Genomic DNA, 19,305 nt, shown 5'->3' with positions numbered 1-19,305 from the left:
CGGCCGTTTTCCGGGATTCTCCGGATCTGTAAGACGATCGTCTTACGCAAGTAAGGGCAATACTGTCATGGGTAATAAAACTATCGTCGGTCAGGACGGTCAGTGTCTTACGACACTTCAAATCGCTGTCACGGACGCTCGCGCTCGAGGACGTCCGCCGCCGGTGTCCGACGACCGCAGCCGGGACAGAACGACCAGTCCGACCGAAGCTCGTCGCCACAGTCACAGAACAACCGCCGAGTTCGTTTCTCACCGCAGTTCGGGCAGTAGACGTGGTCACCGTCGACCATCTCTCCACACTGACCACACTGGGTGTCAGAGCCGCGGGCACCGACGTCTGCGTCTGGTTCGGCTCTGCCTCGTCTGACAGCATCCTCTTGCGAGCGTGGCTGTCTCACGTTGACCCGGCCGGCCTGACCACGCTCTGATTCGCGCCCGCGTGGGCCATCGGTCACCTCGAGGGCACTTCCCTCGAGTGAGATGGTCACGTTGACGTCACGTCCGTCTGACGCGTACGCACCCGGAGTCGCCTCGAAGGCGTGGTCGTCGAGGCGGGCTGCGACCAGCTCGTCGACGCGTTCTCGCACGAGGTCGTCGAGCGACGAGGTCGACGACGCGTCGGCGTCCCCGTCAGTCGAGGGCGACGGCGCTGGATTCTCCGCCTCGGGCGATCGCTCGAGGTACGATCGAAGTGCCTCCCTGAGCGCTTCGCTCTTGGAGACGTCGAGTTCCTCGAGGGCGTCGACGAGTTCGTCGTCGGCCCGGAACGTGACCTTACTCATGGCCTCGATACTACTGTGTTAACGGGCATCCTATATCAATCATTCTTCCATTCACGACAGTCGGTTGCCGTCGAGAATAACAACCCTTATGTCACCTACGGCGGCTACAATTCAATGACCGCCCTTAGCTCAGACTGGTAGAGCAGTCGACTGTAGATCGACTTGTCCCCCGTTCAAATCGGGGAGGGCGGACTTCTCTCCAAGCCGATTCGTATTCGAACCTTGTAGTGGCGTTTACACACGTTTCAGCACCTCTCTCCAGTAGTTCTCGTTCGCGGGTTCGGGCCAGCAATGTGGATGTAGGTGTGATTCCGGTTGGAGGACACCGTCGCCCGGCGATTTTTGGAGTCGAAGTTCGGGGTGGTCCGCGCAAGTGCCATCCCTCCGACGCCGACCAGTCGTCACCGTAGAGTCCACGCCATACGCGTGTTTACCGGCCTTCGGTGACGATCGTCATACACGTGCCATCGGCGTGACTGTCTCGCCCGTTTGCCTATCGAGGAAACGATTCGTGCGATCAGGTCGTTCTGGTCATCGACGGCAGAGCCTCCCACTGTCGATGGAGTGACTCGAGCGAGAGTGGCCACTGTCGGTCAGCACACGCCCACTCGCACGACGAATCCGTCGCAGAACGACCGCGCTCCCCAGGGGGAGCCGTCGCCTGCGTATCGGAAGGTGCCACGGTACCGACAGCTGATCATCCAACGAGTCACTGCTCTTTCAAACTCGGGGTTTACCTGACCGCAGCTACTGAACACGGTAATGGACCCAACGGCTCGAGACGATCATCTCACGGTCGAATACGAAATCCAGGCGGACGAACCCGTGAACAGGGCGGCGATCCAGGCTGTCAGTTCACTGAAGGGTGTGACCCGTGCGAGTTGACCCCGTTGTACTGGACGATAGACCCGGAGTTGCTGGATGAGCTGTGTGCGTCACAACAGGAGGGGACGGTCAAATTCGTTTACGACGACATTCACATTACTGTTGAGAACGGCGAGTATCTCCTCCTTCGTCCGACGGTGTAAGGTTGCTGCAGAAACTTCCTCTACTGTCCGAGAGAACTCACGGCGAGCGTTACTGCGCGGTCGACGCCGTCGTCGGCGAACGCGAGGGACCCACGACAGGGAGAGCGACACCACCGTGCAGGCCCGGGAGTAGGCTGGTACTCGAGCGAGTCACTCGAATCCGTAGACGACGTCGACGGACGCGGTGACGGTGACCGGGCCGGAGTCGATCTCCGTCCGCGGCGACGCGTCGGCGTCATCTGCGACCTCCGCCGTTGCGGCGTCGTATTCGGCCCGAACGGGAACGACGTCGACGTTCCTGGTCGAGACGGCCTTCGTCCCCGTGATCGTCACGTTTCGATCGGCCGCGATCGAACGAGCCTCGGCGTCTGCGTTCTCGAGCGCTTCCTCGAGGGCGCTATCACGGAGTGCCGCGCGCGTTTGGTCGGTGAGACCGAAGTTGATCCGGCCGACGTCGTCGGCGCCGGCCGCGGTGATGGTGTCGATCACGTCGCCAACCCGGTCGGGGTCCCGAAGCGTGAGCCGAAACTGGTGGCGACCACGGTAACCGGTACCGTTTCGCTCCGGGCGGACGTCGTACCGCCCGGACTCGACGTCGTCGTCGGGGATCTCGAGGTCGTCGAAGGCGTCCCGGAGGGCTGCAGCCTGCTCGGCGAGGTCGGATTCGACCGCGTCCGCGCTGTCACCCGTGGCCTCGACGCTGACCGAGAGCGTGGCCCGATCGGGTTCCGTTTCCACCTCGCCGCGAGCGCTGACCTCGATCTCCCGCTCGGCCGGGTCTTCCGGTGCTGCACCGCGAACGGTGCCCATCGCGTCCGGTTCGTCGTTCTGTGCTCGAGTCGTACAGCCGGCGGTGACGGCGGCCACGACGGCCGTGCCAGCGAGGAACTGTCGTCGATCCATACCGGAGAATTCGGATGGAAACTAAAAGTCACCTTCCCAAGGTGAAAGGCGTCTTTGAGTCGTGCCAGTTGGCGGACCAGGGCCGACCTGTAGATTCGATGACCTTATTATTGGACCACCTGTAGGACGACTATGGGATTCGCGAAGACGTTCCGGATGTACCTCGACGACCCCGGTTGGCGGTACGCCCTCGTCGCGGGCATCGTGGCCCTCCCGCTGACTCTCCACGGTGTTCTCTCTCCCGACGACTCGATCAGCCTCGGTGGCCCGTTCGTCGCCGGGATCGTCGTCGGGCTCCTGTACCGGACCGCACCAGTGCACCGCTCTCGAGTCGCCGCGAGAGCGGCCGTGATCGCGATGACCCCACTGGTCGTCGCGCTCGCAGACCTGCTGTGGTTCGTCGTCGAGACGGGTTCCCCGGCCGGGTTCAAACTGGTTCAGGCGTTCTACGTCCTGATCTTCGGCCTCGTCGGGTACGTGCTGGCAGTCGTTGCAGCTGTCGTCGCCGCGAGAATCACCAGCTGGACCTGCCGACAGGTCGGGCTCGCGCGACCGACCGAGGCCGGTCACTGATCGGAGAACGGCGATTCAGTCGTGCCTGAAACTCCGCTGTCCCGTAAACGCCATCGCCATCCCGTGCTCGTCTGCGGCCGCGATCACGTCGTCGTCGTTGACCGACCCGCCGGGCTGGACGACCGCCTCGATGCCTGCTTTTGCGGCCTCTTCGATCCCATCTGGGAACGGGAAGAACGCGTCGGAGGCCATCACGGCACCCTCGGCGTCTTTCCTCTCGGCGTGCTCGTCGGCCTTCATCGCCGCGAGCCGAACCGCGTCGACGCGGGAGACCTGCCCCATCCCGATGCCGACCGTCTCGGTCCCGTTCGCAAAGAGGATACCGTTGGACTTGACGTGTTTGAGCGTCTGCCAGGCGAAAACCATCGACTCGAGTTGCTCGTCGGTCGGCTCGCGTTCGGTGACGACCTCGAGGTCGTCGATGGAGATCGACTGGTCGTCTCGTTCCTGGACGAGACGCCCGCCGACGATGGGTTTCTCGGTGAAGCGCTCCGTGGATTCACCGAGTGGTCCAACATCGAGCACGCGGAGATTGTCCTTCTCGAAGAGCACCTCGAGCGCCTCCTCCGTATACCCGGGCGCGACGACGACTTCCTTGAACGAGTCGGTGATCAACTCGGCTGTCTCGGCGTCGCACTCGCGGTTGAGCGAGACGATGCCGCCGAAGGCGCTCATCGGATCCGTCGAGAGGGCCTTCTCGTAGGCTTCGGCGAGCGAGTCGGCGGTCGCACAGCCTGCGGGGTTGGTGTGCTTGATCACCGCGGCGGCGGGCTCGTCGAACTCCTTGATCAGGTTGAGCGCGCCGTCGGCGTCGTTGTAGTTGTTGTACGACAGCGCCTTCGCACCCTCGTTGAGCTGGTCCGCGTGGACCACGCTGGCCTCGTCGCAGGTGTAGTCGGCGTACACCGCGGCGTCCTGATGCGGGTTCTCCCCGTAGCGGAGTGTGTCGAGGCGGTCGTCCGAAACCAGCCGCCGCGCTGGCAGTCCGACGTGGTCGTCCGCGTCCGTGCTCGCGACGTCGTTCTCGACCGACACCTCGCCCGCCTCGAGGTCGACGTCCACGGAACCCTCGGCAAACCACTTGACGGCGCGCGGGTACGCGCGGAACTCACCCTCGTAGAGGACGCGCTCTTTTAGCGTCTCACGGTCGTCGCTCTCGTAGATCGGGATCGGTTCCTGGGTGACGATCGGCCCCATGTCGACTTCCTCTTCGAGTACGTGGCCCTCGTCGTCGGTCGCGTCGGTGACAACGTGGACCGTACAGCCGGTGACGGAGACGCCTGCCTCGAGGGCGTCGCCCCAGGCGTCCATGCCGGGGAACGCGGGGAGCAACGAGGGATGAACGTTGAGCGTCGTCGGCGCGCTCTCGAGGAAGGTGTCAGAGAGGATGCGCATGTAGCCGTCGAGGCAGACGAGGTCGAACTCGTAGTCGGCAAGCGCCTCGAGCACAGCCTCCTCGTGTTCGCGGCGGCTCGTCCTGTCTTCGAGTGGGACGACCTCGGTCGGAATCCCCCGGTCGGCCGCTGCCTCGAGCACCGGCGCGTTGGGGCTATTCGTGAGGATGACGCCGATTTCGGCACCACCAGGTGCACGGTCGGCGACGTTCAACAGGTTACGCCCGCGGTTGCCGGCCATCCCGGCGATCGTGGTCATACGCGTAGGCCCATCCGCGAAGGGCAAAGTGGTTGCGGTCTCTTCGGCGAAGTTATCCACGATCGTGCATCGTCCAGAGAGTATATTCGGCCCCACCGCCCCCAATATGCACGCTCGTGGGTTCGACACCGGCGGGTTTCGACATTCCTTTGGCGCTGTATCCGAAACCGCCGCACGATGACCGATACCAACGCGCTGTACGCCGTGTCACCGCTCGACGGTCGATACAGTGGCCGGACGGCCCCGCTATCTCCGTACGCGAGCGAGGCCGCGCTCATGCGCGCCCGCGTCCGCGTCGAAGTCGAGTACCTCCTCGCGCTCGCCGACCTCGAGGTGACGCCACTCGAGATCGACGTGGACGAACGCGACCAGCTTCGGGGGCTCTACCGGAGCTTTGCCGAGGAAGACGCCCGCCTGATCAAGAAACTCGAGACGGAAGGCCACGCCGGGTTCGAGGCGACCAACCACGACGTGAAAGCCGTCGAGTACTACATTCGGCACAATCTGCCGGCGAACAGCGACGCCTCGGCGTGGATCCACTTCGGACTGACGAGCGAGGACGTGAACAACCTCGCCCACCGCCTGCTCGTTCGGGACGCCGTCGAGGACGTGCTCCTGCCGGAACTGCACGGGCTCGCCGACACGCTCGGCGGGATGGCACGGGAGTACCGCGACCTTTCGATGCTCGCGCGTACCCACGGTCAGCCAGCGACGCCGACCACGTTCGGCAAGGAGATGGCCGTCTACGCCGGCCGGCTGGGAACGGCGATCGGCCGCATTCGACGGGCGACCGACGGGCTCCGGGGGAAACTCGGCGGGGCCTCGGGCACGTACGCGGCCCACCACGCGGCCTACCCGGACGTCGACTGGCAGGCGTTTGCCCGGTCGTTCATTGAGGACGACCTCGCGCTGGGATTCGAGCCGCTGACGACACAGGTCAACCCGTGTGACGATCTCGCGACGCTGTTCGACGCCCTCCGCGGGGCCAACGACGTCCTGCTCGACCTCGATCTGGACATGTGGCTCTACGTCTCCGACCGCTACCTCGGGCAAGAGGCCGTCGCCGGCGAGACCGGCTCGTCGACGATGCCACACAAGGTCAACCCGATCGACTTCGAGAACAGCGAGGGGAACCTCTCGAAGGCGAACTCGGACCTGACGTTCCTCGCCGACTACGTCACCACCTCTCGCCTCCAGCGGGACCTCTCCGATTCGACCGTCAAGCGTAACATCGGCGGGGCCTTCGCTCACTGCCTGATCGGCTACAACAAGACCGCTGCCGGCCTCTCGAAGGTCGTACCGAACGAGCAGGTCATGCGCGACGATCTGGACGACACCCCGGCGATCCTCGGCGAAGCCGTCCAGACGATCCTTCGCCGTGAGGGTCAGGAAGACGCTTACGAACAGGTCAAAGCGCTTACCCGCGGCCGCGAGGTCACCCTCGAGGACTTCCGCGACCTGTTCGATGACCTCGACGTCGACGAGGGCGTTCGCGAGGAACTCCACGCGCTCACCCCCGCGACCTACACCGGCGTCGCCGACGACCTGATCGACGACCTCGAGTGACGTCGGGTCGTCCTGCTCTGAACTCGTGGAATCTTCACGATCGTTCAGAGAAATAGGTTTCGAACACTCATTCAACCACCTTATAGAAGTAATATTGACCCACTGTCTTCAGAACCATCTTAGAAGAACACGTAAGTACGACAGGCAAGAAGCGTCGACTAGCCATGACAAGTGTTGCCAGTCGCGTTCGTCAGCGGATCTGTCCGCACGACTACGAGTTGCTCTGGGTCGAAGTCGGCGGCGAGATGAAGACGTTCAGGTGCCGCCGGTGCGGACGGACCCGAGAACGGTGACGTTCGTCGGAGACAGCGACTCGAGCGCCACGAACGAACGGATCGTGTGAACGATCCGGTGATTTAATACAGATAGTGTGGTACGCGTGATCGTACCATGGAATATCACCACGGGGAGCAACTGGCGCACATGGGGACGCTCCCGGCGATGGCGGCAGACAGGTACGAAGACAAGACGGCGTTTTCCTTCATGGGGAGCGAGCAGTCGTTCAGGGAACTCGAGGAGGAGGCTAACAGCGTCGCGAACGTACTGGTCGACCACGGTGTAGCTCCCGGCGACCGGGTCGGACTCTTCGTCCCGAACACGACGCAGTTTCCGCCTGCCCACTTTGGCATCATCAAGGCCGGGGCGGTATCGACGCCGCTGAATCTGCGGATGGACCCTGAGACGCTCGCGTACGTCATCGAAGACGCTGGCATCGAGACGATGATCGCTTCGGCGTTCCTGGCCGACGAGGCGAAGGAGCTGGCGGCAGCCGCGGACGTCGAAACGTTGTTCCTGCCCGGTGTCGCCGACGAGGAAGCGGGAATCGTCAACTACTCGCACGCGACGATGGACGCCGACGACGAGTTCGAGCCGATCGAACGTGATCCCGACGACGTCTGCATCCAGCCATACACGAGTGGGACGACCGGCCGGCCGAAGGGAGTCCTGCTCAGTCACCGAAACGTCCTGACGACCCTCGAGAGTTACGGGAAAGGTGGGCTGGCCATCGACGCCGACGACTCGATCCTGCTCGTGTTGCCGATGTTCCACATCTACGCGCTGAACGCGTTGCTCGGGATCTTCACCTATCGCGGCGGGACGATGGTCCTCCAGCCGGAGCCCGATCCGGTGAACATGCTGACGGCGATCGACGAACACGAGATCACGATGTTCGCCGGGGTGCCGGCGCTGTACACGATGATGTTCCGCGAGTACCGCGAGAATCCCGGGGAGTACGACCTCTCCTCGCTCAGGAACGTCATCTGTGCAGCCGCACCGCTGGCAGAGGAGGTTCGCCGGCAGATCGAAGACGCCTGGAACGTTCCCGTCGTCGAGGGGTGGGGGATGACCGAGACGGGGCCGGCCGGAACGGTCGAACCGTTCAACGGCGTCCGAAAGGAAGCAGGCTGCGTCGGTCCGCCGCTGCCGGGAGTCGAACTCAAACTCGTCGATACTGCGACGCGCGAGACGAAGATCGCACCCGAAGACATCGATCCGTTCCCCGACCCAGAGATCGACTTCGACGACGACGAAGCCGTCACCGGCGAACTGGCGATCCGCGGCCCGATGGTCTTCGAGGGCTACCACGACCGGCCGGGCAAAACCGAGCAGGTATTCGACGACGAGGGCTGGTTCTACACCGAAGACGTCGCCCGCATCGACGAGGACGGCTACTTCTGGATCGTCGACCGCGCCGACGACATGATCATCACCGGCGGGAACAACGTCTACCCGGCCGAAGTCGAGGACGTCCTCTACGAACACCCCGACGTGGCCGAAGCAGCCGTCGTCGCCGCACCACACGACGTGAAAGGCGAAGCCCCCGTCGCGTTCGTCGTCCCCGAAGCGGACACCGACGTAGCCGAAGACGAAATCCGCTCGTTCGCTCTCGAGCGCGTCGCGACCTACGCCCACCCGCGGCGGGTGTTCGTCGTCGACGAACTCCCCCGCAGTGCCACCCAGAAAGTCCAGCGGTACGTCCTCGAAGCAGACGTCGAAGACCGACTCGAGGAGCCATTGCAGTCGAGTGGCGAGGAGCTATAGAAGCCACTGACCGATCAGTGCGCACCCAATCGCATGACTGCTGTGTGATCGGTATGCGAACCCGTTCAGTTGTTAGAGTCTGTTGATCCCCTCAGCATATGATAAGAGTTGACTGCTGAATACAGAGCGCGAGTCCAACCCCAATCTTGACAGAGAGTTTAGCAATCGGTAGCAGTGTGACCCACTCTGGAGCTAGGTTTTTGCAACGGTATCGGTAGATGTATCATCATTCATTATCAGACTACATTCATCAGAAATGATTGAGGTGCCGAATATGAGGACACTCAATACGGCCGCTATTATGTTATCAGTTGTAGCTGGGACACTTACCGCAGCCGGACTTGGCTGGTACGCACAGAATCAGGCCTACCAGCTCTTTGAGCCGGTATGGGTCTGGTTCATACCGTTGGCTGTGTTTTTTGTAGTAGGTGCAGTACCCGCGTTGTTGCTGATCGAATATCGGACTGTAACGCCGGTAATCGTCTGCGCTTGTGGCATCTGGTTGTGGTTTCGAGCGGAGGCGGATCCTGGTCCAGGCGACCCACTAATCGGTTTCCTGTATATAACTGGACCTGCGACCATCGTACTTTCATTTGTGCTTGCTCGGATTGAGATTGTTCTGCAGTCAAAGATAATCGAATCGATATAACAACAGCATAGTGTCAGATGAAGCCTCTGTACTGGCCGTTCGATCTTCCACGTTGATCGCTCCTCAGTCCGTGCCACATTCGCGCTGTGAGTCCAGCACACACTGAACGAACTATCCGATTCCTGTCAGAAACGGCGTGACAGACTCAGAGGGTGAGTGCAGCACGACGATGTCGTTTGTTTCACACCAATAGCGAGGAACCATCCGCACACACCACGTGCGTATTGATCAGCAAAATCGATGAGAGGAGTTCTATTTAGTGGGTGTGCCCGTCATGCCGAGATGCCGAATTGCTGATGTAAGTGCCATACTCCAGATGAATGCCAAGGCAAAGTGGACGACAACACTCGCTTCTCCTAATCCGAGTGCGTAAATACCAATACCAGCAATAAAGACAAGTAGCCCACCGACCAATGCAAGGAGAAGGCCTGCTACAGTAGAATTTGCCCCATCGTTCTGCTGGAGCATATTATCCGTAATGTAGCTCAGTAGGACTCCAAGCAATACACCAAGCCCGAGAGCCATCACAGTCGCTTCTGGCGAGGTGATTTCTCGAACATTACTGGGGAGCAATAGGATTGGGGTGAGAGCGAACGCTATCAACAACCCCCTCAGAGCACTCGAACGAAGATCGTCGTCAGCAAGTGACTGCACAGACTCAGGAATGGACATTAAGCAAATATATCATCCTCCCAGTGATAAGTGTGACTTCTGTACTGACCGATCATCTCTTTACAGACCGAGGCAGACCTGGTGCCACATTCGCGCCATATATACAGTAGCACATATAGGGAGAGTCGATTATATCTTATTCAGGAGATGTCCAAAAGAGTTGATGAGACGATTTCCGATGAACTTGGAGTCTCTCGAGAGTATCTTTCTCCAATCATCACGCACCTCTTCCTTGTTATTGGAATTCTATTTTTTAATTGGGAAGTTGGTGAAATAGTACTCCTCTATCTAATCGAGATCGCAGTCATTCACGTCCTGTTCGTAACCGTAGCGCTGTTTGCGGCACAACCGATAGAAGGCCATGACGGCGATAAATGGCAGAGAGAACCGACCCCAATTCGGCTAATTCCATTTTTTCCACCGGTGTATGATCGAAATGTTGGAATCTTTCTAAAATACATGCCCTTTGGATTTGTCTATATTCTCCCGTTTATGCATGCTGTAGTCCAACTCACAAACCAGAGTATACCCTCGCTGATTTCGCCAACAGTTGGCCTTGCGATACTCGCCATTTGTATCACTCAAATATCGCGTGTCTGGCAACAGTTCCTTGCCGATCAGGCATATCAAAACCGGTCGCCAGCAGAAGCGATCAAAGTCGGCCTTTGGCCAATTCACGAACTCCTCGTTATAGTCTTGTTCGTATTTGTACCTGTTACCTTCGTACTGGTGACTGCTGCGTTTGCAGTAGACGGTATAGAGTCACAGACTATCGTATTATTAGCATATGTGATCCCTATCGGAGTTGCCAGGGGCTGGCTGCAGAACGGTGGATTGACCGTGACGCTCCCCTATGAGCGGTAAACCGGCAGGTAGGGCTGCCTATTTTTCGGTCGGCTGTCGTAACCAGTCATGAACGCCCGCCGCTGTCGGACGAGACGCTTCACGACGCTGAAAACCACACCACAGCCGACCGACAGCACTGCGACCCAGGTGGTCAGTTCCGTCGCCGCCACTCGAGCGTCTGCAACTGTTCGATCCGCGCCTCGGTCGTGGGATGTGTCGCGGGTCGCCACGAAAGCAGCCGTCGAACGCGATTCCGGACTGGGGAAACGAGGCTCTCTACGAACGGTTCGACGATCCAGGACTTCGGTTCGTCGTCGGCACTGTAATCGGGCTCGCGCCACTCCGCGGTTGTGGACTCCTGATCACGCCACTCTGGAGTCGCGGAGTCCTCCTCGTTGGCCGAGTAGTTCGAGATATTCTCCCGCAACGCGCTGAACTGGCTCACGAACCAGCGGTCGAACCAGCCCTCCTCGTCGCCATCGTCCGATCTATCGACCGACAGGGACTGCGGAACGATGCCGAGCGTTGCGCTCGCGTCCAGGCGCGCGTCTCGGTTTGGTCGATCATCCCCGGAGAGGGTCTCGAGGGCACTCGCAAGCGCGGCCGGGTCGCCGGTCAGTTCGCTCGCACCGCGATCAGCGGCGTGCTCGCGCGTCTTAGCGAAGAGCCCGATCGTAATCGCGTTCACCGCCAGTAACAGCCTTGCGACGGCACTCACGAAGATGAACAGCGTTGCGATCACGAGAAACGGTGCTGCCAGCAGGAGGATGATCCAGAACGCGGCGATAGCGTAGAATGCGACGACAATAATCGATACGAGAAATTCCCGAAGCGTGCGCTCACGCTCGAGCAAGCGATCACCGATAGCGACGATCGCGGCGACAGCGCTCACGACGGTCAGATCACGGTTGGCAAGGTGCGCAATCTCGTGGGCTAGTACGGCGTCGAGTTCGTCGTCGTCCAGTTGCTTGAGCGATCCCGTGGTGATGACGACCGTCGGCGAGCGTTGGGTACCGATGGTCAGGCAGTTCGGCTCGTCACGGTCGGCGACGGCCACAGGTGGCACCGGAACGTCGGCCTGTTTTGCCAGCCGTCTAACTCGCGCGCCGACATCCCGTGGGCCGTCACCCTCGATCGGCTCCGTCTCGAGATCCGCGACGACTCTCTTCGACCCGTATCGTGCCTGGACAGCCACGAGACCGATCGCGCCGAGTAGGACCGCTCCGACAGTAGCTGGGAGCCCGAGATCGAATTGTATCGCGTGGCCGCTCGCGGAGAGCCCGCGGTGGACACCCCAGGCGAGCACTGACAGAACGACCGCGTTGACTCCGATCACGAGCGCGAGCGCACATGCGATCCGGAGCTGGAGTCGACGGTCCGGACTCAGGGGCATATCCCGGTCTTGTTCATGTGTGGTAAACAACGTTTTGGTGGGGCCGATCGCGCCCGGTTCGACGGACCTCCAGCGGATGCGAACCGATCCCGACCGCAGCCGTGTCACCAACGGTATGACAGCCGACAGCAGTATCGACCCGGGAACGGCTCGAGTGCATTGATTGTCAAGGTACTACTTGAGTCCAAAGTCGATTATAACAGCAACAAGGACGACAAGTCCAAGTCCGCCGACCCGAATGGCTCCTGCGAGCGATGTTCGCTCCGACGGAATCGATTCACCAATAGCAAAGACGATGAAAATAAATCCAAGAGTCATCCAAGCCCCTGTTTCTCTAGTGTACATCAAGAAGAAAGAAAGGGCTGCCGCAAACAAGAGTACGGCATTATACGGCCACCCTTTTGGCTTCTCAAAAATGTTCGAACTCCAGTTCGAGTCGAATACCGTTTTGGAGGGCATTGTACTGTGGTAGTTCTCATACAGTTCAAAAAGCACTATGCAACATTTGCGCTGTGAGTTCAGCACGCCTCGTGTGAACTACCCAGCTTCTGTCAAGAGTGGCATGCCCCACTCAGAGGATAGGTGCAACACCATAACTAAAACTGCTCTGTACGCGGTTGCGATGGTCTTTTCGTCAGTCTATAATCGTTAGCTTAGCGTCTTGCAACCATACTCTGACTACGCCGATAGGAATGACATACAGCAGCAGTACGGCCCCAGTCTCAACAGCACCGAGTTCGATTTCACCTCCATCTCCAGCTACTGCGATTGCAGTTATTCCTAGAGCAACCGTAATCGGTACAATCACGAGCAATAGCAGAAACAAAGCCTCTCCCAACGGTTTTTGAGCGGCTTTGATTGCCTCAGCTGGCGATCGTTCTCGATACGACTGACCGGCAAAGAATTGTTGCCAGACGCGTGCTGTTTGTGTGATGCAGATAGCGAGTACTGCGAGACCAGCCGACGAGGAAAGCAACGAGAGAACGCTTTGCTCTATAAAGTCGACAACTGCTATGCCGATGATCGACAGGTAGAACAACGACGCGAGGAACTGTTTCACCACCACTCCAACGTTTCGTCTGTACACCGGCGGGAGAAGTGGAATCGTCCGGATAGGGTTCGGTTCCCGCTTCCATTTCTCCGCGTCACGGCCGTCGATTGGTTGGGCGGCAAACAGCGCTGCGAAGGTGAACAAAACGTTAATGACTGCGATTTCGAGCACATAGATTAGGAGGATCTCGAACACACTCCATTGGAAAGCGACGATTCCGACAACGAGGAACGCGTGTGTGATGATCTGCGTCAGATAGTCGCTAGCGAGGCCAAACCGGCCAAACAATGCCTTCTCGACCTTGCTGTACATCTTGCGATGGACCATCCCCACCAGCTGTTATTTAATCATCCGATACACTTGCTACTAAGGTCGATCTCGGACATCTGTGCCCGGCACTGTGCTTGTTAGATTCCGACCACCGTTCTCTGGCTCATATTTTACTGAGATTGGTGCCACATTCGCGCTCTGCATTCACCACGGTCGCCGAAACCTATCAACCAGTAAGCATTTCAACCAAGCCAAGTGATACTATACAAGACGACCGTTGCCGAGAAGACAGAGTCGTTCGGGTGACCACGACAGCGTGGCCCAGCCTAGTACGATCGCGGGAGTCCGAGCGTGTGTTCGGCGAGGAAGTTCCTGACCATCTCGTTGGTGATCGGGACGGTCTGTAACAGCCGCGAATTCTGCCAGATGTCGTAGACCTCGTAGTCGGCCGAGAAGCCGTTGCCGCCGTGGGTCTGGACGGCCCGGTCGGCGGCTTTCGTCGCGGCCTCACTCGAGCGGAGTTTGGCGACGTTGGCCTCCGTGCCGGCGTCTTCGCCCTGGTCCCACTTCGAGGCGGCCTTGTAGGTCATCTCGCGGGCACAGAGTAATTCGGCGTAAGCGTCGGCGAGCGGGTGCTGGATCGCCTGGTGGCCGCCGATCTGCTGGCCGAAGACCGAGCGTTCGTTGGCGTAGTCGACGGCGAGGTCGATCGCTCGCAGGCCGCCGCCGATGGCGCTCGCCGCGCCAGCGATCCGCTCGGTGTTCAGGGTGTCCCACAGGAGGTAGAGGCCGCCGTCTTCTGCGCCCAGAATGCGGTCTTCGTGGACCCGCAGCCCGTCGATGTCCACCTGGTACTGGGTCTCGAACCACGGCACCTCGACGTCCAGCGGCGTCAGGGAGATGCCGTCCTGTTCGGCGGGCTCTGGAACGAGGAACATCGAGACGCCGTGGGTCGGATTGTCCGGATCGAGTTCCGACGTTCGCGCGATCAATAGCATCTCGTCGGCGTTCTCGACGCCGCTGATCCACATCTTCTGGCCCGAGATGACGAACTCCTGACACTCACGTTCGGCCGTCGTGTCGATGTTGAGCGTGTTCGTTCCGGCCCCCGCTTCGGTCAGGCCCATACAGAAGCGCATCTCGCCGTCGGCGATCGCAGGCAGGTACTCCTCTTTCTGTTCGTCGGTTCCGTGGCGCTGGATGCTGATCCCGCCGAAGACGGGCGTGAGCACGAAGATGATCCCACCCTGCCCGCCGCCACGAGAGAGTTCCTCGATCACCATCGACATCTCGAGCATGCCCAGTCCGGCACCACCGTACTCTTCGGGGATGGTGACGCCAAGCCAGCCGTCGCGTGCGAGGTCGGCCCAGTACGCCTCGGGGAACTCGTTCTCCTCGATGCAGTCTTTCCAGTAGGCCCAGTCGTAGTCTGCTGCAATCTCGCGGACGCTGTCGCGGATCAGTTGGTGTTCGTCGGTCTCGGTGTAGTCCATGCGTACCGTCATCAATAATCGTGCAGTGACGTTACAGTTTCCCACGGGCAAGAACGAAAACGGAGTTTAACCGGTACTCGAGACCAAATTTCTTTGATAGCTGGTAACAATAGTCTTACTATGATCGATCGACCGACACGAGGGAGGCGATCCCGATGAAGATTCGCGTCGACGCCACGCCCGACGAGGAGACTGCGCGTGCGATAGCCAGTGCGCTCTCGGCCCACCTCGGCGGCGCGGTCGAACTGGTCGTCGACGGCGAGGAGGAACCGGTCGTCACCGCTGGCGAGGGCGGGGACGATCCAGTGATCACCGACCGCGAGCGGCGGCTCCGCGAAGAGATCGAGGCGATCCTCGCCGGCGGACCCGAACGCGGACACGAGAAGATCGCCGACCTCGGAAAGCTGTTCGTCCGGGACCGCCTCGAGTTGATCTTCGACGATATCGAGTACGAAGACGGCACGTTCGCCCGTCACGACGCCGGTGACCTGCCGGCCGACGGGATGATCACCGGCGTCGGGACGATCCACGGCCGGACGGTCTTCTTCGCGGCGAACGACTACACCGTCAAGGCGGGGTCGCTCGGCCAGATGGGCGTCGAGAAGGAGATCCGGCTGGCCGAACGAGCGGTCGAGGTCGGCGCGCCGATCCTCCGGTTGATCGACTCGACCGGTGCGCGGCTGAACCTCGACGAACGCGACCCGGGCGACACCCACATGGATCGCTACCGCGGCGGCCGAATGTTCTACAACCAGTGTATCCACTCGGGCCAGGTTCCCCAGATTGGCGTCCTCTACGGTCCAGACATCGCGGGATCGGCGTACACGCCGGTGTTCTGTGACTACCTGATCATGGTCGAGGAGATCAGCGGGATGGCGATCGCGAGTCCGCGGGTCGTCGAGGCCGTCACGGGTGAGCAGGCGACGATGCAGGAACTGGGCGGGCCACAGGTCCACGCCACACAGTCGGGAAGCGCGGACCTCGTCGTGCCCGACGAGCGCGCGGCCGCCGACGCCGTCCGCGACCTGCTGACCTATCTCCCACAGCGCCACGACGGGCCGGTACCGACGCGTGACCCCGACACCCCCGCGGCGAACCCGATGGGGCTCGACGCCGTCATCCCCGAGAAACCGAACGAGAGCTACGACGTCCTCGAGGTGATCGACCGACTCGTAGACGCCGACTCGTGGTTCGAACTCAAGCCCGACTTCGCCCCCGAACTCGTCACCGGATTCGGGCGGATCGAGGGGCGACCGGTGGGAATCGTTGCCAACCAGCCCGCAGCGAAAAGCGGGGCGATCTTCCCCGACTCCGCCGAGAAGGGAGCCGGCTTCGTCTGGACCTGTGACGCCTTCGGCATTCCGCTGATCTACCTCTGTGACACGCCCGGTTTCATGGTCGGATCGCAGGTCGAACGCGAGGGCGTCCTCCAGAAAGGGCGGAAGTTCATCTACGCGACGTCGAACGCCCAGGTGCCGAAACTCTGTGTCGTCACCCGCAAGGCCTACGGTGCGGGCATCTACGCCATGGCCGGCCCCTCGTTCGACCCCGACGCTACCCTCGCCCTGCCGAGTGCCGAGATCGCCGTCATGGGTCCCGACGCGGCCGTCAACGCACTGTTCGCAGAACAGCTCGAGGAGATGGACCTTGAGTCGCGCGAGGCCTTCGAGGAGAGCATGCGCGCGGAGTACGACAAACACATCGACGTGCGGGCACAGGCCGCACAGATGCAGGTCGACGAACTCCTGCCGGCCGGTGACCTGCGTGACCAGCTGGCAGCGCGGCTTCGGACGCTACGGACGAAACGGCGGACGGAGCGGGATCGGTACCACGGGACGGTACTGTTCTGATCGCCGGGTGTGGCAGTTTTCGAGCAGGTCGAACCAGTCAGCCAAGTCGCTGCTCCCACTCGTCGGCGGCCATCGACTTGCCGGTAATCCCGTCGGGTCCCTGTGCGAGCAGCCGCGTGGCAGCGTCGTTCATCACGTCGGGCTCGAGGACGCCCTCGCGTTCGTCCTCCGGTAGATGGTCCCAGAAGGCCGTCGCCACGCGGCCGCCGGGATCGAGTGCGTTGACGGAGATCCCATACGCCTCGAGTTCGGCCGCCTGAGTCCGGGTCATCCCCTCGAGGGCCCACTTCGAGGCGACGTACGGGCCCCACTTCGCCGCCGCGCGGCGACCGAGCCCCGACGAGATGTTGACGACGTTGCCACGGCCAGCGTCGATCATGTGTGGGACGACGTACTTCGAGAACAGGAAGACACCGGTGACGTTGACATCGAGGATCGTGCGGAAGTCGTCAGGATCGACGTCGTGAAGCACGCGCTGCTCGCTGTAGAGATTCAACAGCCCGATGCCGGCGTTGTTCACGAGGCCGGTCACCGCGCCGTACTCGTCGACCGCCGTCTCGACGGCGGCGCGGACAGCAGCCTCGTCGGTGACGTCGGCCGGTGCAACGAGCGTCTCGCCGTCGGCCTCGGCCGCGACCGCCTCGAGTTCCGACTCGCTGCGGGCAGTCACCACGACGGACGCCCCCTCGCGGGCGAACCGTTTCGCCATCGATGCGCCGAGTCCGCGGCTCGCGCCGGTGACGATCACCGTCTCGGTTTCGAGTGTCATGGCCGGACGTTTCGGTGCCGGGGAGTTAACTGTGGATGGCCGCGGACTCGAGCACGGGTCACATCGGCGTCGGCGCCAGTAGCTGGCCGCCGTCGACCGCGTAGTAGGCGCCCGTGACGTAGGCCGCGGCGGGACTCGAGAGGAAGAGCGTCACGGGCACGCAGTCGGCGGGCGTCCCGAGGCGGTCGGCTGCCAGATCCTCGTCGATCACCTGCTCGGCGACGGTCTCGCCCATCACGTCCATGACGCCTTCGGTGCGGATCACGCCCGGCGCGACCGTGTTCGCGCGAACACCGTGGCGGGCCCACTCGGCAGCGACGGTCTGCATCAGGTTGTGGACGCCCGCTTTCCCCGCGCCCGAGTGGGCGTGGTAGGGCGCGCCGCGGACGGAGTTGGTCGCGCCCATCGAGACGATAGCGCCGCCGCCGCGGTCGATCAGGTGCTCGCCGACGGTGAACGTGCAGTTTGCGGTCCCATCGAGGATGGTTCCGACGACCGAACGCCAGCCGTTGGCCGACAGCTCCTCGGCCGGGCAGAGGAAATTCGCCCCAGCGTTGTTGACGAGGATCGAGACGTCTCCGACCTCCGCGAGGACGGTCTCGAGCATCGCTTCGACGTCGTCGCGGTCGCGCACGTCGACGGTCGTCGCGCAGGCCTCGACGCCGCGGTCTTCGATCGCCTCGGCGACGGGCTCGAGGTGGTCCATCGAGCGGCTGGCGATGGCGACGTTCGCGCCGTGGTCGGCGTACGCCAGCGCGAGTTCCTTCCCGATGCCGGTGCCGCCACCGGTCACGAGCGCCGTCTCGCCGGCGAGCAGGTCCGGGGCGAACAGCTCCATCGAGGGCGGCGTCTCCGGGAGGCTCATCGTTCGACCCCCAGAATCTCGCGGGCCTCGTCGGGCGTTGCGGGTTCGCGGCCGACGGTGCGAACCAGCTCGACGGCGTCTTCGACGAGCTCGGCGTTGCTCTCGGCCATCTCGCCGTTCGGCCGGTAGAAGTTGTCCTCGAGGCCGACGCGGACGTTGCCCCCCATCGCAGCCGCGGCGGAGGCCAGTGGCCACTGGTCCTGACTGATGCCGATGACCTGCCAGGTGGAGTCGTCGGGCAACTGACGGACCTGGTGGACCAGATTCTCGACCGTGGCGGGAATCCCGCCGAGAACGCCCATGATCAGGCTCACGTGGAACGGTCGCTCGAGAACCCCTTCCTTCAGCAGGGGTCGAGTGTTCCCGACGTGACCCGTGTCGAAACACTCGAGTTCGGGCGTCACGCCGGCCTCGTTCATCCCCGCGAGCAGGTCGCGGATCTCCGAGAATGGGTTCTCGAAGATCATGTCGAAGACGTAGTCCTCGCGGGAGTCGGAGTACTTCGCGTAGTTCATCGAGCCCATGTTGAGCGCGGCGACCTCGGGGCCGACCGACTGGACGTACTCGAGGCGGTCCTCGAGTGGGACGTCGATCGCTCCCGTCGAGAAGTTGAGTACGATGTCGGTCCGATCGCGAACCGCGTCGTGAATTTCCTGGTAGGTGTCGACGTCGAACGTCGGTGCGCCCTCGGCGGTGCGGGCGTGGATGTGGGCGACGGCAGCGCCGGCCTCGCGCGCCGCGGCGGCTTCTTCGGCGATCTCCGTGGGCGTATAGGGAATGGCCGGACACTGCTCGCGGGTCGTCAGCGCGCCGGTCAGCGCCGCCGAAACGACGACCGTCTCGGGGTCGTTGCCCTTCGTCGAGGCCTGCCGGGCGTAGAAGTCGGTGGTTCCAGTCAT

The 19,305-nt window shown here is 61.8% G+C and carries 17 protein-coding genes and 1 tRNA gene; 7 read left to right on the top strand and 11 right to left on the bottom strand.

Annotated elements, in window-relative coordinates; genetic code table 11:
• Nucleotides 1–128: 128 nt before the first annotated feature.
• Nucleotides 129–782, bottom strand: a complete 654-nt coding sequence (locus B1756_RS13480) for a ribbon-helix-helix protein, CopG family (RefSeq protein WP_086889013.1) — start codon at nucleotides 780–782, stop codon at nucleotides 129–131.
• Nucleotides 783–900: 118 nt separating this feature from the next.
• Between B1756_RS13480 and B1756_RS13475 the strand changes: the two genes are divergently transcribed.
• Both B1756_RS13475 and B1756_RS20225 read left to right on the top strand, forming a co-directional pair.
• A tRNA-Tyr gene (locus B1756_RS13475) sits at nucleotides 901–974 on the top strand.
• A 284-nt stretch (nucleotides 975–1,258) separates the two neighbouring features.
• Entirely contained in the window at nucleotides 1,259–1,810 is a 552-nt protein-coding gene (locus tag B1756_RS20225; protein WP_394340700.1) for a HalOD1 output domain-containing protein, read from the top strand.
• A 150-nt stretch (nucleotides 1,811–1,960) separates the two neighbouring features.
• On the opposite strand, the gene B1756_RS13470 is transcribed toward B1756_RS20225, so the two are convergent.
• A complete protein-coding gene (locus tag B1756_RS13470) occupies nucleotides 1,961–2,713 on the bottom strand; it encodes an SIMPL domain-containing protein (protein ID WP_086889012.1) in 753 nt (250 codons plus the stop codon).
• A gap of 132 nt (nucleotides 2,714–2,845) precedes the next feature.
• Between B1756_RS13470 and B1756_RS13465 the strand changes: the two genes are divergently transcribed.
• A complete protein-coding gene (locus B1756_RS13465) occupies nucleotides 2,846–3,286 on the top strand; it encodes a DUF5518 domain-containing protein (RefSeq protein WP_086889011.1) in 441 nt (146 codons plus the stop codon).
• 15 nt (nucleotides 3,287–3,301) lie between these two features.
• Here the strand turns inward: B1756_RS13465 and purH are convergent, their stop codons facing one another.
• Nucleotides 3,302–4,939, bottom strand: coding sequence for a bifunctional phosphoribosylaminoimidazolecarboxamide formyltransferase/IMP cyclohydrolase (gene purH / locus B1756_RS13460; RefSeq protein WP_086889010.1), 1,638 nt, complete (start codon nucleotides 4,937–4,939; stop codon nucleotides 3,302–3,304).
• Nucleotides 4,940–5,116: 177 nt separating this feature from the next.
• Here purH and purB point away from each other — a divergent pair, with 177 nt between their 5' ends.
• Together purB and B1756_RS13450 are read left to right on the top strand one after the other, a co-directional pair.
• The gene (gene purB, locus B1756_RS13455; RefSeq protein ID WP_086889009.1) at nucleotides 5,117–6,505 is read left to right on the top strand and encodes an adenylosuccinate lyase; all 1,389 of its coding nucleotides are present in this window, start codon (nucleotides 5,117–5,119) and stop codon (nucleotides 6,503–6,505) included.
• A 390-nt stretch (nucleotides 6,506–6,895) separates the two neighbouring features.
• Nucleotides 6,896–8,548, top strand: a complete 1,653-nt coding sequence (locus B1756_RS13450; protein ID WP_086889008.1) for a class I adenylate-forming enzyme family protein — start codon at nucleotides 6,896–6,898, stop codon at nucleotides 8,546–8,548.
• A 901-nt stretch (nucleotides 8,549–9,449) separates the two neighbouring features.
• Here the strand turns inward: B1756_RS13450 and B1756_RS19220 are convergent.
• Nucleotides 9,450–9,869 (bottom strand): hypothetical protein, encoded by a 420-nt coding sequence (locus tag B1756_RS19220; protein WP_152031311.1) that lies wholly within the window; start codon nucleotides 9,867–9,869, stop codon nucleotides 9,450–9,452.
• 147 nt (nucleotides 9,870–10,016) lie between these two features.
• Here B1756_RS19220 and B1756_RS13445 point away from each other — a divergent pair, with 147 nt between their 5' ends.
• Complete coding sequence (locus tag B1756_RS13445; protein ID WP_086889007.1) at nucleotides 10,017–10,733, top strand: DUF6498-containing protein; 717 nt, start codon at nucleotides 10,017–10,019, stop codon at nucleotides 10,731–10,733.
• 133 nt (nucleotides 10,734–10,866) lie between these two features.
• Here the strand turns inward: B1756_RS13445 and B1756_RS13440 are convergent, their stop codons facing one another.
• The 4 genes from B1756_RS13440 to B1756_RS13425 all read right to left on the bottom strand — a co-directional run bounded on the left by B1756_RS13440 (nucleotide 10,867) and on the right by B1756_RS13425 (nucleotide 14,934).
• Nucleotides 10,867–12,108 carry a M48 family metallopeptidase gene (locus B1756_RS13440; protein ID WP_086889006.1) on the bottom strand — a complete coding sequence of 414 codons (1,242 nt, stop codon included), beginning with the start codon at nucleotides 12,106–12,108 and terminating at the stop codon, nucleotides 10,867–10,869.
• Nucleotides 12,109–12,282: 174 nt separating this feature from the next.
• Entirely contained in the window at nucleotides 12,283–12,567 is a 285-nt protein-coding gene (locus B1756_RS20350; protein WP_086890192.1) for a DUF8011 family protein, read from the bottom strand.
• A gap of 175 nt (nucleotides 12,568–12,742) precedes the next feature.
• Entirely contained in the window at nucleotides 12,743–13,471 is a 729-nt protein-coding gene (locus B1756_RS13430) for a DUF6498-containing protein (protein WP_152031310.1), read from the bottom strand.
• 284 nt (nucleotides 13,472–13,755) lie between these two features.
• A complete protein-coding gene (locus B1756_RS13425; protein ID WP_228434372.1) occupies nucleotides 13,756–14,934 on the bottom strand; it encodes an acyl-CoA dehydrogenase family protein in 1,179 nt (392 codons plus the stop codon).
• A gap of 143 nt (nucleotides 14,935–15,077) precedes the next feature.
• Between B1756_RS13425 and B1756_RS13420 the strand changes: the two genes are divergently transcribed.
• A complete protein-coding gene (locus tag B1756_RS13420; protein WP_086889003.1) occupies nucleotides 15,078–16,772 on the top strand; it encodes an acyl-CoA carboxylase subunit beta in 1,695 nt (564 codons plus the stop codon).
• 37 nt (nucleotides 16,773–16,809) lie between these two features.
• Here B1756_RS13420 and B1756_RS13415 read toward each other — a convergent pair whose 3' ends face one another.
• The 3 genes from B1756_RS13415 to B1756_RS13405 are packed head-to-tail and all read right to left on the bottom strand — an operon-like array spanning nucleotide 16,810 to nucleotide 19,305.
• Nucleotides 16,810–17,541, bottom strand: coding sequence for an SDR family oxidoreductase (locus B1756_RS13415; protein ID WP_086889002.1), 732 nt, complete (start codon nucleotides 17,539–17,541; stop codon nucleotides 16,810–16,812).
• 58 nt (nucleotides 17,542–17,599) lie between these two features.
• Entirely contained in the window at nucleotides 17,600–18,406 is an 807-nt protein-coding gene (locus B1756_RS13410; RefSeq protein WP_086889001.1) for an SDR family oxidoreductase, read from the bottom strand.
• Entirely contained in the window at nucleotides 18,403–19,305 is a 903-nt protein-coding gene (locus B1756_RS13405; protein ID WP_086889000.1) for a beta-keto acid cleavage family enzyme, read from the bottom strand. Before B1756_RS13405 ends, B1756_RS13410 begins: the two co-directional genes overlap by 4 nt.

Origin of the sequence: Natrarchaeobaculum aegyptiacum (assembly GCF_002156705.1) — an archaeon.
Lineage (GTDB): Archaea > Halobacteriota > Halobacteria > Halobacteriales > Natrialbaceae > Natrarchaeobaculum > Natrarchaeobaculum aegyptiacum.
This window is presented reverse-complemented; position numbering and strand designations above follow the sequence as displayed.